Source organism: Absiella sp. AM09-50 (genome assembly GCF_003433845.1).
Taxonomy (GTDB): domain Bacteria; phylum Bacillota_I; class Bacilli_A; order Erysipelotrichales; family Erysipelotrichaceae; genus Hoskinsella; species Hoskinsella hominis.
Genome location: NZ_QVFI01000008.1, coordinates 59,269 through 75,021 on the forward strand (window position 1 = coordinate 59,269; position 15,753 = coordinate 75,021).

A 15,753-nucleotide genomic window follows, 5' to 3' on the forward strand; every position below is an offset into this window, starting at 1 on the left:
AGTTTCTCACCACTGCTTCTCGCCTTTACAAGTACCCGTTCCATGAGCAGCTGATGATCTACGCCCAGCGACCGGACGCTACCGCCTGTGCAGAGTACGATTTGTGGAATGAAAAGATGGGCCGATATGTAAGGCGCGGTTCCAAGGGAATCGCTCTGGTGGATGATTCCGGGGACAGACCTCGCCTGCGTTATGTCTTTGACATTTCAGACACCGGAACCCGTGAACATTCCCGCACTCCCTGGCTGTGGCAGCTGGAGGAGCGCCATCTGGATTCGGTGCAGGCCATGCTGGAGCGCACCTATGATGTTTCCGGTGATGACCTTGCAGGACAGCTTACCGAGGTAGCCGGAAAACTGGCTGAGGAATACTGGACGGAGCATCAGCAGGACTTCTTCTATATCGTTGACGGTTCCTTTTTGGAGGAATATGATGAGTATAACATCGGAGTGCAGTTCAAGGCAGCCGCCACCGTCAGCATCACTTACGCTTTGATGTCCCGCTGTGGACTGGAGCCGGAACGCTACTTCGACCACGAAGATTTCATGGCGATCTTTGATTTCAACACCCCGTCCACCATCGGGGCGCTGGGAACAGCGGTCAGCCAGATCAACCAACAGGTGCTGCGGCAGATCGGCGTCACCGTCCGAAATGCAGAGCGCGAAGCCAACCAAGAAAGGAGCAAACAAGATGAACAATCCCATGACCTATATCCAGAACGGAGACTATCTGATTCCCGACCTGAAGCTGAGCCAGCAGCCGGAGAAACCCCTGGGCAAGTACGGCAGGATGAGGAAAACCTATCTGAAGGAACACCGTCCCATCCTCTACAACCAGATGCTGCTGAGCGAGAAGCTGTACCCGCACCTCATCGAGATCGACGAGACCGCCCAGAACAGACTGGAGCAGATGATACCCCAGCTGGCGAAGGAAGCGGGAGCCACCGAGGAACTGAAAGCCAGCAATCCCATGAAGTGGGTGGGGCTGATGAATACCTGCAAAGCCCAGGCCGAGGAGATCCTGATGGCGGAGCTTATCAACAGCTGACCCTAAACCTGTTCCTCTCCGAAGCGGAACAGATCCAATCCATAGATGAAGCAGAGAATGTAGCGCATACATCCTCTGCTTTTTCTTTTGCCCAGAATGATATTGACCATGTGCTGCGTTTGGGCGGCAATACAGACCGCCAGAGGGAGCGTGTGGTTGCAGCCTTTGAAAAGCAGAAAACCACCGCTGAGATTGCCGAGATACTGAAAACGCTGTACCACGGCGGCAATGGCCTTGGCAGTGTGAGCGCATGGTATGCCGAGGATGGTATCCATCTTTCCCACGGGAAGTCTGTCCGTTATGACAGGTCTGCCCAGGTCATTTCCTGGGAGAGTGCCGCAGAGCGTATCGGGGAGCTTTTGGAGAGCGGCCAGTTTGCCTCCAATGTGGAGCTTGCGGAAGCGGCAGGCTATGAACGCTCCCTCCTTTCAGAAAAGCTCTGGTATCTGTACCACGATTTCAGCGAGGAAGCCAGAGAAGCCGGATATTTGTCCTGCCTGTCGAGTATCCAGCGCAATGTGTTTCCGACAGAAACAGAATGGCTTGCCGAGCAGCTGAACAGCCCGGAGTTTCGTAAGACCCTCAAGGAAGAATACGCTGCCTTCTGGACTGCCTATCAGCAGGACCGTGACCTGTTGCGTTTTCACTATCATAGACCGAGGGAGATCTGGGAGAACCTGAAGGACCTTGACCTGCCCCGCAGGACCTTTTCTTCAGAGCTTTCCAAAGTGCCAACCGTCCAGCACTTTATTACCGAGGATGAGATCGACGCCGCCATGACCGGCGGAAGCAGTTTTGCCGGAGGAAAAGGCCGTATCTATGCGTTCTTCATGGAAAACCATACGGATAAGGAAAAAGTGAGATTCCTTAAAGACGAGTATGGCATTGGCGGACGCTCTCATGCCCTGTCCGGCGCAACACACAGCGGCGAAGATCACGATGGGAAAGGACTGCACTATAAAAAGCAGGACTGCCCGGATGTTCACTTGAACTGGGAAAAGGTTGCCAAGCGCATTACCTCACTTGTCCAGAAAGGCCGCTATCTTACCGAACAGGAACAAGCGCAGTATGACAAGATCCAGGCTGAAAAGGATCTGGCAAAAGAAGATGCCATCCAAGCCCAGCAGCCGGAGGTGGAGGAAGAAACTCCAAAGCCTACCCTTCGGGAGCAGTTTGATCAGTATAAGACTGTGGTGACTGCCGCCATTTCCGAGGATGCCGCATACCGCAATGCCTGCGGGCATTCTGACCGCGAAAATGCTGTCATCGAGGGCAATGCTGCCATCCGCCGTGCCGTTCTCGGCTCCGGTGATTTGGAGCTGATTCGGCTCTATTCCGATGTGCCGGAGTTCCGCCAACGGCTGCACCGGGAAGTAATTGACGAAACCTACCCACGGCTCCATGAAATGCTGCGTCCTCTCTCGCAGGATGACATTGACGATGCCATCCGCGCATGGAACGGCGATATTCAGAGCAAACACGCCGTTGTCCGCTACATGGAACAGCATGGGCGGGAAAAAGATACCGCCGCATGGCTGGCTCAGGAATACGGCGGCAGTAACAGCAACAGCCTGTTCGTTGTCCGTGCCGGCAGCCCGGAGGAAACGCAGCTGCCCTGGCCGAAGGTACAGCGTCGGATTGCCCAGCTCATTCAGGAGGACCGGTTCTATACCGAAGAAGAACAGAACCGTTTTGACGACATCGACCCAATCGCCATCCGGGAAGCTCTGGAAGAAAGAGGGATCGTCAACGGCCAGGTGGCAGACCCGGAAAAACTGGACAATGATCCGTTTATCCAACAGGTGATGTCGGATGTAGAGCAGATCGCAGCTGCTGAGACAGAGCAGACTTCCGAAGTTGCTATTTCCGATGAGGAATATGATGCAGTTCGCCGCCCAACTCCGCAAAGAACATCCTATGACCCTGCTGCCCCGGTCTATGCCGTGGGCGATACCGTGTATATCGAGGATGACGCCTATCAGATCACCGAGCTGCGGGAGGACACCGTACAGCTTCTGCCCACCGGGATGGTATATCCCATCTACCGGGCAGAGCGCAAAGAACAGTTCGAGCAGCTGCTTCGGGCAGACCGCCGCAATGCTTACTATACCGAGTTTCTTCCTATTGCCCCGGACAAGGCAGATCAAGACTTGCGGGATGTATTGGCTCATGGACTGATGGATGAAGCGGATAAAAAGCAGATTTCCACGCTGCTGCAATCCGGCAGGAGTAACAGCGAGATCGCCTACTGGTTGAGCAGAGTCTATTCCGGTGAGATCGAGACACTGAATCTGGAGACCGGCGATATTGCCGATTACCGTACCACGGCACAGGGCATAGAACTGGAAGTCATGGATGCAGAGGAAAAGCGTCTGGCTATGCTGTATTTCCGCTGGGATGAGGTTGCACCTTTGCTGCGCGGACTGTACGCCCGTCAGCAGGACGGCTTTGGACAGGAACAGCCCCAATCGGCTACCGAATCCCCGACCTTCCATTCCGAGACCATGGCCGTCTATCCGGGCGATAAGAACAATCTGCCTTATGATGTGGTGGTGGAACGACTGCATATCGAGGAGCCAGAGCCACCAGCCCCTGTGACTGAGCCGGAGAAAACCTTTGAGGAAGTGCTGGACGAACACCCGGTTTCCATTCAGGTCAATGGCCAGTGGGAGACCTTCTCCAATGCCAAAGCTGCCGAGGAAGCCTCCTATGAGGAATACAAGGCTAACCTGCGCCGCAATGCAAAAAACTTCCGCATTACTGATGAGCATTTGGGCGAAGGCGGTCCGAAAGCCAAGTTCCAGGCAAATGTCAATGCGATTCGTTTGCTGAAAGAGCTGGAAGCTGCCGGACAGCAGGCAAGCCCCGAACAGCAGGAGGTTCTTTCTCGATATGTGGGCTGGGGCGGTCTCTCTGATGCTTTTGACCCGGAGAAACCGGCATGGGCTTTAGAGTATGCCCAGCTAAAAGAACTGCTGACCCCGGAGGAATATGCCGCCGCCAGAAGCTCTACCCTCAACGCCCATTACACCAGCCCTACGGTCATTCAGGCCATCTATGAAGCGGTGGACCGTATGGGATTTGAGACCGGAAATATTCTGGAGCCGTCTATGGGTGTGGGCAATTTCTTTGGTATGCTGCCGGAGAAAATGCGAAACAGCCGTCTGTACGGCGTGGAGCTGGACCCTGTTTCCGGGCGCATCGCAAAGCAGCTCTATCCCAAGGCGGACATCACAGTAGGCGGCTTTGAGACCACCGATAGGCGTGACTTCTTTGACCTTGCCATCGGCAATGTACCTTTCGGTCAGTATCAGGTCAATGACAAAGCCTACAACAAGCTGAGTTTCAGTATTCACAACTACTTTTTTGCCAAAGCACTGGACCAGGTGCGTCCCGGCGGCGTGGTGGCTTTTGTAACCTCCCGCTATACTATGGACGCCAAGGATTCCACCGTGCGCCGCTATCTTGCCCAGCGTGCTGAGCTGCTGGGAGCTATCCGTCTGCCGAATGACGCGTTCAAAAAGAATGCCGGTGCCGAGGTGGTATCGGACATCATCTTCCTCCAAAAGCGGGACCGCCCGCTGGACATCGTGCCGGAATGGACCCAGACCGGCATTATCAGGGTTCCCGCAAAGTCGCAAGACTTTGTGGGAGAAGGAGGAGCGACGGAGCAAGCGAGCTTTTCGCCGCAAGGCGGAAACGAGCAGGCGCAGTCCGCGACGACGCAGGACGGCTTTGCCATCAACCGCTATTTCCTGGACCACCCGGAAATGGTGCTGGGCCGACAGGAGCCGGAAAGCACCGCCCATGGCATGGACTACACCGTGAATCCCATTGAGGGGCTGGAGCTTGCCGATCAGCTGCATGATGCCGTGAAGTACATTCGCGGCACCTACCAGGAAGCCGAGCTGCCGGAGCTGGGTGAGGGCGAAGCCATCGACACCTCCATTCCCGCCGACCCCAATGTGAAAAATTACTCCTACACCGTTGTGGACGGCACTGTGTATTTCCGTGAAAACAGCCGCATGGTGCGCCCAGACCTGAACTCCACCGCCGAGGCCCGCGTGAAAGGGCTGGTGGGCCTGCGGGAATGTGTCCAGCAGCTCATTGATCTCCAAATGGACGCCGCCACACCGGACAGCGCCATCCAGGATAAACAGGCTGAACTGAACCGGCTCTATGACAGCTTTTCCGCAAAATATGGTCTTATCAATGACCGGGCGAACCGGCTGGCCTTTGCCGATGATTCCAGCTACTATCTGCTCTGTGCGCTGGAAGTCATCGACGAGAACGGAAAGCTGGAACGCAAGGCAGATATGTTCACCAAGCGGACCATCAAGCCCCATCAGGCGGTGGCTGTGGTGGATACGGCAAGTGAAGCACTGGCGGTGTCCATCTCGGAAAAAGCCTGCGTGGATATGGACTATATGAGCCAGCTTACCGGAAAAACAAAAGAAGAACTGGCCGGAGAGCTGCAAGGCGTAATCTTCCGTGTACCGGGACAGCTGGAGAAAGATGGCACACCCCATTATGTGACTGCTGATGAATACCTCTCCGGCAATGTACGCCGCAAACTGCGTCAGGCGCAGCGGGCGGCACAGCAGGACTCTTCTTTTGCAGTCAATGTGGAAGCTCTTACCGCCGCCCAGCCCCAAGACCTGGATGCGTCGGAGATCGAGGTGCGCCTTGGTGCCACCTGGATCGACAAGGAATATATCCAGCAGTTTATGTACGAGACCTTCAACACCCCGTTTTATCTCCAGCGCAGTATCGAGGTCAACTATTCTTCCTTTACTGCTGAATGGCAGATCAAGGGGAAATCTTCCGTATCCTACAACGATGTGGCAGCTTATACCACCTATGGGACCAGCCGCGCCAATGCTTATAAGATTTTGGAGGACAGTCTGAACCTGCGGGATGTCCGTATCTATGACACCATAGAGGACGCGGATGGAAAAGAGCGCCGCGTGCTGAATGCCAAGGAGACCACCCTGGCTGCTCAAAAACAGCAGGCTATCCGGGAAGCCTTTAGGGACTGGATCTGGAGAGACCCGGAGCGCCGCCAGACTTTGGTGCGCCAGTATAACGAAGAAATGAACTCTACCCGTCCCCGCGAGTATGATGGCAGCCATATCACTTTTGGCGGCATGAACCCGGCCATTACCCTGCGGGAACACCAGAAAAGTGCCATCGCCCATGTGCTGTATGGCGGAAATACCCTGCTGGCACACGAAGTAGGCGCAGGCAAAACCTTTGAGATGGTGGCCGCTGCGATGGAAGCCAAACGCCTGGGCTTGTGCCAGAAATCTCTCTTTGTGGTTCCCAACCACCTGACTGAGCAGTGGGCATCGGAGTTTCTGCGCCTCTATCCTTCTGCCAACATCTTAGTCACAACCAAAAAGGACTTTGAGACCCATAACCGCAAGAAGTTCTGCGCCCGTATTGCGACCGGTGACTACGACGCCATCATCATGGGACACAGCCAGTTTGAGCGTATCCCCATCAGCCGGGAGCGTCAGGAAAGGCTTCTCTATGAGCAGATCGACGAGATCACCGAGGGCATCGCAGAGGTGCAGGCCAGCGGCGGCGAGCGTTTTACCGTCAAGCAGCTGGAGCGTACCAGAAAGTCTCTGGAAGCCAGACTGGAAAAGCTGCAAGCCGAGGGGCGAAAAGACGATGTGGTAACCTTCGAGCAGCTGGGTGTGGACCGTTTGTTTGTGGACGAGGCCCACAACTATAAAAACCTGTTTCTATACACAAAAATGCGGAATGTGGCTGGTCTTTCCACATCGGACGCGCAGAAATCCTCCGATATGTTTGCCAAGTGCCGCTATATGGATGAGATCACCGGAAACCGTGGCGTGATTTTCGCCACCGGCACCCCGGTCAGCAACTCCATGACCGAGCTTTACACCATGCAGCGTTACCTTCAGTATGAACGCTTGCAAGAGCTGAACATGACCCACTTCGACTGCTGGGCTTCCCGCTTTGGGGAGACCGTCACAGCATTGGAGCTGGCACCGGAAGGCACCGGCTACCGGGCAAGAACGAGATTCAGCAAGTTCTTTAACTTGCCTGAGCTGATGAACCTGTTCAAAGAAGTGGCCGACATTAAGACTGCCGATCAGTTAAATCTCCCTACCCCGGAAGTGGAGTACCACAACATCGTGGCGCAACCCACCGAACATCAGCAGGAAATGGTCAAGGCTCTTTCGGAGCGCGCATCGCTGGTACACAGCGGAACCGTTGACCCGTCCCAGGATAATATGCTCAAGATTACCTCGGATGGCCGCAAGCTGGGGCTTGACCAGAGGATCGTCAACCAGATGCTGCCGGATGAACCCGGAACAAAGGTCAATCAGTGCGTGGACAACATCATGCAGATCTGGCGGGACGGCAAAGCTGACAAGCTGACCCAGCTGGTGTTCTGCGACATTTCTACCCCGCAGGCAAAAGCTCCTGTAAGCAAGGCGGCGAAAACGCTGGATAATCCACTGCTTCACGCACTGGAAGGCGCTGTGCCTCTGCCGGAGCAGGAACCGGTCTTTACGGTATATGACGATATTCGTCAGAAACTCATTGCCCAGGGGATGCCTGCCGACCAGATCGCTTTTATCCATGAAGCCAATACCGAAGTGCGGAAAAAGGAGCTGTTCTCTAAAGTCCGTACCGGTCAGGTTCGTGTCCTTTTGGGCAGCACCGCCAAGATGGGCGCAGGCACCAATGTGCAGGACCGTCTGGTGGCACTTCATGACCTGGACTGTCCGTGGAGACCGGGAGACCTTGCCCAGCGCAAGGGCCGTATCGAGCGCCAGGGCAACCAGAACCCCCTTGTCCATGTGTACCGCTATGTGACAGAAGGAACTTTTGACGCATACCTCTGGCAGACGGTGGAGAACAAGCAGAAATTTATCAGCCAGATCATGACCAGCAAAAGTCCGGTTCGCTCCTGCGATGATGTGGATGAAACCGCCCTGAGTTTTGCCGAGATCAAGGCTCTGTGTGCCGGAGATCCCCGTATCAAGGAGCGTATGGATTTGGATGTGGAGGTATCCCGCCTGAAGCTGATGAAAGCTGACCACCAGAGCAAGCAGTACCGTCTGGAGGACCAGCTGCTCAAATACTTCCCAGAGGAGATTGAAAAGCACAAGGGCTTTATCAAGGGCTTTGAATCTGACCTGGAGGTTTTGGCAGCTCACCCGCACCCGGAGGACGGCTTTGCCGGTATGGAGATTCGTGGAGACCTGCTGACCGATAAGGAGAACGCCGGTGCAGCCCTTTTGGATGCCTGCAAGGAGGTTAAAACCTCCGATCCGGTGCAGATCGGCAACTACCGGGGGTATGCCATGTCCGTGGAATTTTCCGCTTGGAAACAGGAGTATACGCTCCTGCTGAAAGGACAGATGACCCACCGGGCAACCCTTGGTACAGACCCTCGCGGAAATCTTACCCGTATCGACAATGCCCTTGCTCAGATGCCCCAGCGTCTGGAGGCGGCAAAGGCCCAGCTGGATAACCTCTATCAGCAGCAGGCTGCCGCAAAGGAGGAAGTCGGAAAGCCATTCCTTTATGAAGAAGAACTGAGAAGCAAAAACGCCCGTCTGGTGGAGCTGGATACCCTGCTCAACATCGACGGAAAGGGGCAGGCACACACCGAGTCTGTTGTTGCCAAAAGCACACGGCCTTCGGTGCTGGATAACCTAAAACGCCCGGTGCAACCCCGCAGTACAGACAAGAAACCAAAACAGCATGAGGAGGTGCGATAACATGAATACTAACGATCTGAATACAGCCCTTTATGAAAAGATGGCTGCCGAACAGGATAAGTTCCGGGACTGGCTGAAAAGCCAGCCCCCGGAAGAAATCCTGCACCACACCTATGAATATACTGTCCGTGAGGATATTGTGATGGCGATGGAGGAGCTGGAGCTGACCGACGCCCAGGCCAAGGCACTTTTGGAATCTCCCTCTCCATTGGCGGATGTGTACCGCTATTTTGAAAAGCTGGAGACCGGCTATATGGATGTGATCCGGGACAGTATTGAGAACCGTGCCGATGATGTGTGCAAGGCGCAGGAAGAATTACGAACCGCCCCTCTCTACCCCCATTCTGCCGCCTATGCGTCCGAGCATGGAGAGATGGCACAATATAACCGTTCGTATCAGGCGAACAGCGCCTGCAAAGAAGCCATTGCGCAGACCATCAGCGCCCACTATGCAGAGAACCGGCTGGATACGGAGGCGGCGGTCAAAGATGTGCTGGAAAAGTTCGGGACGGAACGGGTACAGTTTATTCTTGCCAATACCATCCAGCGCAAGAACTATGACGGGCGTATCTCTCAGAACAATAAAGCATGGGCAAAAACCATTCCTATGCTGGAGGACAGCGGCGCTTCTCGCCACTGTGCCTATCTGGTGGTAGATCAGGTCAATCCCGGTTTGACCGATCTGTTCACCAGACAGTTCCGAAAAGTTGCTCAAGAACAGCAGAAAAGTTCTGTCCTGCAAAAGCTCAAACAGGAGCTGCCCGCCCATAAGTCTGCCGCCCCGAAAAAACGGGAGCCGGAGCGATAACCATGGCAAAGCGCAAGCGGGATGTTCCGGTTTTGTTTTGGGTGTCCGCAGAAGAACTGGAGCTGATCCATCAAAAGATGCAGCAATACGGGACAGAGAATTTGAGCGCTTATCTGCGGAAAATGGCACTGGATGGGTATGTGGTCAAACTGGATTTGCCGGAGCTGAAGGAGTTGGTTTCCCTGATGCGCCGAAGCAGCAACAACTTGAATCAGCTGACTCGCAAAGTGCATGAGACCGGGCGGATTTATGATGCTGACTTGGAGGATATATCCCAGCGGCAGGAACAACTGTGGGAGGGTGTGAAGGAAATCCTTACCCAACTCTCCAAACTTTCATAACAGGGATAGATACTCCATTTGCGGAGGGAGGAACGGCGTTTCTTCGCCGCACCTTCCTCCGCTTTTTCTTTTTGTCTGTATCCTTGTCTTTTGCCTGTCCGTACCGGATAATATGAGTAGAATAAGAAGCGTAGCAAAGGAGTGAAAACAGATGCTGACCTTTGAAAAGGTGCTGGAGATTTTTGCGGATTACCTAACCGCAGACGAGACCATAGAAGTTTATATCAGCCGCCATGGATGTGTAAGAGTTGAATTTGACCAAGATTTTCACTATTGCTCTGGCGAGGTGTGCCATACTCCCAAGGAACTGTTCGACCTCTTAGCCGATGATTACCGGACTTATCTGGAGATTGAACTGACCAAAGGAAAACGGGAAGTGACGGAAGATGATGAGAGAGAAGCGGATGCCCTATGCAAACAGTATCTGGAGCGTTGGAAGGAGGAACAGAAATGAAGATTTTGAAATGTCTGCTGATGATCGTAACTGCACCGGTCATTTTGGTGTTGACGCTTTTTGTCTGGCTCTGCACGGGGCTGATCTACATATCCGGTCTGGTGCTTGGTCTACTAAGCACGGTAATTGCTCTGCTTGGCGTGGCTGTGCTGATTACCTATTCCCCGCAGAATGGTGTGATTTTGCTGGTTATGGCATTTTTGATTAGCCCGATGGGGCTGCCGCTGGCTGCGATCTGGCTACTGGGAAAGGTGCAGAGTTTGAAATTTGCGATACAGGATTGGGTGTATGGGTAAATGATGTGAATATAATTTGGAATGAAAAAGAAGCAGGACAATGGGAGATGAGACCCAATGCCCTGCTTCTCTGTTTATTCGGAACGAACTGTAATATATTTTTGATTGCGACTTTTAGGTTTATCGGGAATCGTCATTTCTAATTGCCCGGATTCTAAAAGCGGATTGATATGTTTCAAAGTGAAGTTTCTTAAATCTTTGAAGCCGCAAAATACTGCAAGCTCTTTCTTGGATTTTGGTGTTGTGCAAAAAGTCAAAATCTGTTTGGATACCGTTGATAGTTCAATAACTTGGTGGGTAACTTGGTGGATAACTTGGTGGGCGTCACCCTCTAAGTTGTAGTTTACATTTTTCAAGATGACTCTGAAATCTGTCGCTGTTGAGGAGAATTCAGGCTTATATGCCGCTGTGTATCCAGGCAGCTTTTCAGTTTCACTGACGATTTTGCGTAGGCCACTTCCACGGCGTTCCATGTACTTCATGCGGTGGAACAGGTCAGCAATCACAGGGTTTCGTCGCATGGAACGGATACTGTAAATATCGTATTCCTGAATTGAGCCGCCGCCAAACATACCGCCCGGAGATGTGATTTCCACCCGATCATCAAACATATCAATATGGATTTCGCTGCCAAGCACAATATAATCACGATGGATAAGCGCATTAACAAGAGCCTCTGTCACAGCTCGTTCAGCATAATCCGGCTTGTCTACACGATACTGTGCCTTTTTGACAAAACGGACTTTGGAATTATTGCGAATAAATTCACTGCCGCTGTTCAGTAAATAAATCAAATTTCCCTCGTATTCTTTATCGTCCAGCGCATCATCAAAGATAGAGCCTTTTTCCAAGCCATTCCACCGGGTACAGAACATACGGGAGTTATAAACCGTGTGCTGATCGGTCATGAGTTTTCCGGCATTGGTCAGGAGTCCATTTTTATCAGTCAAACCGAAGGAAACATAATCGGATGGCTCAAAGCGGAGACCGGTCCGTTCCAGATAGGTTGCTTCCAGAAGTGTAAAGCTGTAATCCTTTTTTACCGCGTCTGTTGTTAGGGTATCAAAGGACTGATTGGTTCCCTTTAAGATCAGTTCATTCACAATGTAATCAGGGGCAATTACGCTTTCATTTCCAACACGGATATATGCTTCCATCACGCCGTCTGCCTTGTAATAATATGGGGTGCTGCGGCCGGGAGAAACCTCCAGAGCTAATAGATTTTTACCATCTTCCTGTAATGGTTTTAAGATGAACTGAGGTAATGGTGTGATTCGTTCTTTGATTAAGCGGCTGATCGCTTCAGCATCCTTTTGAACATCTGACAAGCCGATAGGCTCCCGGTCATCAGAGACTCCGAAAAACAGAGTGCCGCCGATCCCATTGGAAAAGGCACTGACACTTTTTAACCAGCTTTTTGGCTTTTTTGTTTCGAGAGCAACTTTGAAATCACATTCCGTTGCTTCGGCAATGAGCTGTTCTATCATAAAATCCCTCCTTTGAGGTTGTAGAATGTTCTTTTTTATTATACCCAGCGGAGAAAGTTATTGCAACGATAGAAGCAAAGAGTTCAGCGAAAAAAAATTTATGAGAGGAGGGCCTTCTATTATGGCAACTACAAGAATCATGCCGCTTCATGTTGGCAAGGGTCGCACAGAAAGTCGGGCAATCAGTGACATCATCGACTATGTAGCAAATCCACAGAAAACAGATAACGGCAAGCTCATTACCGGCTATGCGTGTGACAGCCGGACTGCGGATGCGGAGTTCCTTCTGGCAAAGCGGCAGTACATTGCCGCTACCGGACGGGTGCGCGGCGCAGATGATGTGATTGCCTATCATGTGCGCCAGTCCTTCCGCCCTGGTGAGATTACCCCGGAAGAAGCAAACCGGCTGGGCGTAGAATTTGCAAAGCGTTTTACTAAAGGCAATCATGCCTTTGTGGTCTGCACTCACATAGACAAGTCGCACATTCATAATCACATTATCTGGTCATCGGTCAGCTTAGAATATGACCGGAAATTCCGAAACTTTTGGGGCAGCACCAAGGCGGTTCGCCGGTTAAGTGATACCATCTGCATTGAAAACGGACTGTCCATTGTAGAGAATCCGAAACCTCACGGAAAAAGCTATAACAAGTGGCTGGGAGATCAGGCAAAGCCCTCTCACCGAGAGCTGCTGCGTGTGGCGATTGACAACGCATTATCACAAAGTCCTGCTGACTTTGAAGAACTGCTGAAACTGTTGCAAGAGTATGGTTGTGAAGTCTCAAAGCGCGGAAAATCGTATCGACTGAAACTCTCTGGTTGGGAGAAAGCCGCCCGCATGGACAGTCTGGGCGAAGGATATGGATTGGAAGATTTGCGGGCAGTTCTCTTAGGGAAGAAAGCACATACCCCGCGAAAGAAAACAGTCACACGGGCAGAGCCGCCAAAGATCAATCTGCTGGTGGACATTCAGGCAAAATTGCAGGCTGGAAAAGGTGCTGGCTATACGCGATGGGCTAAAGTTTTCAATCTGAAGCAAATGGCGCAGACCATGAATTACCTGTCAGAGAATAACCTGCTGGAGTATGCGGTTTTGGAAGAAAAGGCTGCGGCTGCCACGGCACATCACAATGAACTTTCGGCGCAGATTAAAGCGGCTGAAAAGCGCATGGCAGAGATTGCTGTTCTGCGTACTCACATCGTAAATTATGCTAAAACCCGTGAGGTCTATGTGGCATACCGCAAGGCGGGTTACTCTAAGAAATTCCGGGGGGAACATGAGGAAGAAATTCTGCTCCACCAGGCTGCTAAGAATGCCTTTGATGAGATGGGAGTCAAGAAACTTCCCAAGGTCAAAGAGTTGCAGACGGAGTACGCGAAATTGCTGGAAGAAAAGAAAAAGACCTATGCCGAGTACCGGCGTTCCCGTGAGGAAATGCGCGAGCTTTTAACGGCAAAGGCCAATGTGGATCGAGTGCTGAAAATGGAGGTAGAACAGGATGTTGAAAAAGAAAAAGACCACGGCCAGCGGTAAGCTGGTCCTGGGCAAAAGCGTTCGCAGAACGCGCAGCCACAGAATGAAATTCTGTGTTCAAAGGGGCTTGGGGGCGCTGCCCTCAACAAGCAAGCAGAGAGGAAAATCACAAAGGGATTTTCTTCTCTGGGGCCTGTGTGTATTAACACAGGCATTGCTTGCCTCTTTTCTCTGGAAATAAAAAGAACCAGTGAGAAAATCGTTAAACTTCACTCACTGGCTCAATTCATTTCAAATTTCTCGGACAACTCTGTTAGCTCTTTCACCGTTTCTTGTGTGTGATGCAACAGGGTGTCGCGCATTTCTGGCGGACAGCTGGAATAAAGCATTTTCATCTGATTGACACCCTCATCCTCCAGAGAAATATCTGGATTTATAAGCGTATCTAAAGAGATGTGCAGGACCTTTGCCAATGCTCTCAAAATCAAATAGGACGGGTTCATTTTCCCTTTTTCGATATTGGCAATTTGCTTTACAGAAACATGGCTTAGATCGGAAAGTTCCTGTTGTGTCAGTTCTTTATTCTTTCTGGCCTCTCTCATTTTCTGCCCTAAAGCAGTTAAATCATCAATCGGCATAATCGTTCACCTCAAATATATTTTATCGTTCCGATTTGCACAAAGGAATAACCTTATTGTGCTTGATAACAGGACTGATTATGCTGATTCCTTTTTGATAACATGGTTGCTCCATGATTATGGCGTTTCCGGCTGCTAATTGAACTATGAGGATGAATTGCAGATTTCAGCTTTTAGTTCGTTGCCAAACGAGAATGATATTGAATGCGGTAAGAGGACAATAATCCTGTGTGTCCAAATGCGTAAGAATCGAGAATCAACACGCATACTTCAAAATTCAAAAAATATCTATGGACTGCGGCCATGAAAAGATGCTATACTAACCGTGGTTTGCCTATGCTAACCCCAGGAGGAAATACAAATGAGCGAACAGCAATTTACAGACTTTTTTGACCCGGAAATTCAAAAAATTGTCAGCGAAGATGGCTGCTCCATTTACAGAATGAAAAATGTAACTGGAGAGGGTGTTATCACTCGCTATGAAATTCTTCCGGGTATTGAATTATTCTATAATGATTTTCACATGAGCGATGGACAGAATCAAAACAAGCTTCCGCACTCTGATGTACTTGAAATCAATCATTGCCGGGAGGGACGTTTTGAATGCGAATTTGCTAATGGAGATTATCAGTATGTCGGTGCTGGCGATCTTGCAATTAACCGCCTGACAAACGAAACTACATCAACTTACTTTCCGTTGTCGCATTATCACGGCATTTCTATTACCATTGATCTGCCTACGGCAGATCAAACTATGAAGCGGATAGAAAGTGTGATTGGAGGTCTGAATATAGATGTCTTTTCGATTGCAGATAAGTTTTGCAAGAATGATACCTGCATTGTATTAAGAACTCAAAGCGAAATTGAACATATTTTTTCGGAACTTTATCGGGTGGAGCCTCGGATGATCGCTTACTATTTAAAAGTGAAAGTGTTGGAATTGCTGATGTTTCTGAATCAGGTTTCGCTTCAGGATTACCAGGAAGAACGAAGATATTTTGCAAGAAATCAAGTACAAACAATAAAGAAAATGCAGGAATATATGACAGCTGATCTTCGCAACCATTATACTTTGCAGGAGTTATCAGAAAAATTTGAAATTCCTCTTACCTCAATGAAGGTTTGCTTCAAGAGCGTTTATGGGTGTTCTATTTATGCTTATATGAAATCCTATCGTATGCAGGCTGCCACGATCTTGCTTCGGGATACTTCTGACAGCATAACAGAAATTGCGGCTAAAATGGGATACGATAATCCAAGTAAATTTTCCGAAGTATTCAAAAAGGAATTTGGAGAACTGCCTTCCGAGTTCCGAAAAAAGTTGTCCAAATAGGGGGTGTTTGGTCTTTTTAGAGTGGCGGCAAAATAGCAGATACAATATACTATCATCTGTGCGAGCAGATGATTTAAGAGCGTCGTGCAGACGCTCTTTCTTTTTACAT

General features: G+C 50.9%; 12 protein-coding genes. 9 read left to right on the forward strand and 3 right to left on the reverse strand.

The features are described 5' to 3' along the window. Positions 1-206: 206 nt before the first annotated feature. Positions 207-704 (reverse strand): hypothetical protein, encoded by a 498-nt coding sequence (locus DW114_RS21475; protein ID WP_199483553.1) that lies wholly within the window; start codon positions 702-704, stop codon positions 207-209. Here DW114_RS21475 and DW114_RS09025 point away from each other — a divergent pair. The 6 genes from DW114_RS09025 to DW114_RS09055 all read left to right on the forward strand — a co-directional run bounded on the left by DW114_RS09025 (position 691) and on the right by DW114_RS09055 (position 10,712). Then, complete coding sequence (locus DW114_RS09025; RefSeq protein WP_117453438.1) at positions 691-1,047, forward strand: TnpV protein; 357 nt, start codon at positions 691-693, stop codon at positions 1,045-1,047. The genes DW114_RS21475 and DW114_RS09025 overlap by 14 nt on opposite strands. Then, the gene (locus DW114_RS21635) at positions 975-8,813 is read left to right on the forward strand and encodes an SNF2-related protein (RefSeq protein WP_394336423.1); all 7,839 of its coding nucleotides are present in this window, start codon (positions 975-977) and stop codon (positions 8,811-8,813) included. The genes DW114_RS09025 and DW114_RS21635 overlap by 73 nt, the downstream gene beginning before the upstream one ends. A gap of 1 nt (position 8,814) precedes the next feature. Then, positions 8,815-9,621 (forward strand): DUF3848 domain-containing protein, encoded by an 807-nt coding sequence (locus tag DW114_RS09035; protein ID WP_117453439.1) that lies wholly within the window; start codon positions 8,815-8,817, stop codon positions 9,619-9,621. Between the two features lie 2 nt (positions 9,622-9,623). Continuing rightward, on the forward strand, positions 9,624-9,962 hold the full coding sequence (locus DW114_RS09040; protein ID WP_117453440.1) for a plasmid mobilization protein: 339 nt from the start codon (positions 9,624-9,626) through the stop codon (positions 9,960-9,962). 151 nt (positions 9,963-10,113) lie between these two features. Continuing rightward, positions 10,114-10,416: a hypothetical protein gene (locus DW114_RS09050; protein ID WP_015529855.1), complete on the forward strand. Its 303-nt coding sequence runs from the start codon at positions 10,114-10,116 to the stop codon at positions 10,414-10,416. Continuing rightward, positions 10,413-10,712: a CD1845 family protein gene (locus tag DW114_RS09055; protein ID WP_015529856.1), complete on the forward strand. Its 300-nt coding sequence runs from the start codon at positions 10,413-10,415 to the stop codon at positions 10,710-10,712. Before DW114_RS09050 ends, DW114_RS09055 begins: the two co-directional genes overlap by 4 nt. Before the next feature lie 74 nt (positions 10,713-10,786). Here DW114_RS09055 and DW114_RS09060 read toward each other — a convergent pair whose 3' ends face one another. Next, positions 10,787-12,199, reverse strand: a complete 1,413-nt coding sequence (locus tag DW114_RS09060) for an ATP-binding protein (RefSeq protein WP_117453442.1) — start codon at positions 12,197-12,199, stop codon at positions 10,787-10,789. A gap of 121 nt (positions 12,200-12,320) precedes the next feature. Between DW114_RS09060 and DW114_RS09065 the strand changes: the two genes are divergently transcribed. Beyond that, positions 12,321-13,733 carry a relaxase/mobilization nuclease domain-containing protein gene (locus DW114_RS09065; protein ID WP_117453443.1) on the forward strand — a complete coding sequence of 471 codons (1,413 nt, stop codon included), beginning with the start codon at positions 12,321-12,323 and terminating at the stop codon, positions 13,731-13,733. After that, positions 13,699-13,914 carry a hypothetical protein gene (locus tag DW114_RS09070; protein WP_233511358.1) on the forward strand — a complete coding sequence of 72 codons (216 nt, stop codon included), beginning with the start codon at positions 13,699-13,701 and terminating at the stop codon, positions 13,912-13,914. Before DW114_RS09065 ends, DW114_RS09070 begins: the two co-directional genes overlap by 35 nt. Before the next feature lie 40 nt (positions 13,915-13,954). Here the strand turns inward: DW114_RS09070 and DW114_RS09075 are convergent, their stop codons facing one another. Further along, positions 13,955-14,311 carry a helix-turn-helix domain-containing protein gene (locus DW114_RS09075; RefSeq protein ID WP_008728409.1) on the reverse strand — a complete coding sequence of 119 codons (357 nt, stop codon included), beginning with the start codon at positions 14,309-14,311 and terminating at the stop codon, positions 13,955-13,957. A gap of 361 nt (positions 14,312-14,672) precedes the next feature. Here DW114_RS09075 and DW114_RS22090 point away from each other — a divergent pair, with 361 nt between their 5' ends. Further along, on the forward strand, positions 14,673-15,644 hold the full coding sequence (locus DW114_RS22090) for a helix-turn-helix domain-containing protein (protein WP_117453444.1): 972 nt from the start codon (positions 14,673-14,675) through the stop codon (positions 15,642-15,644). Positions 15,645-15,753: the final 109 nt, after the last annotated feature.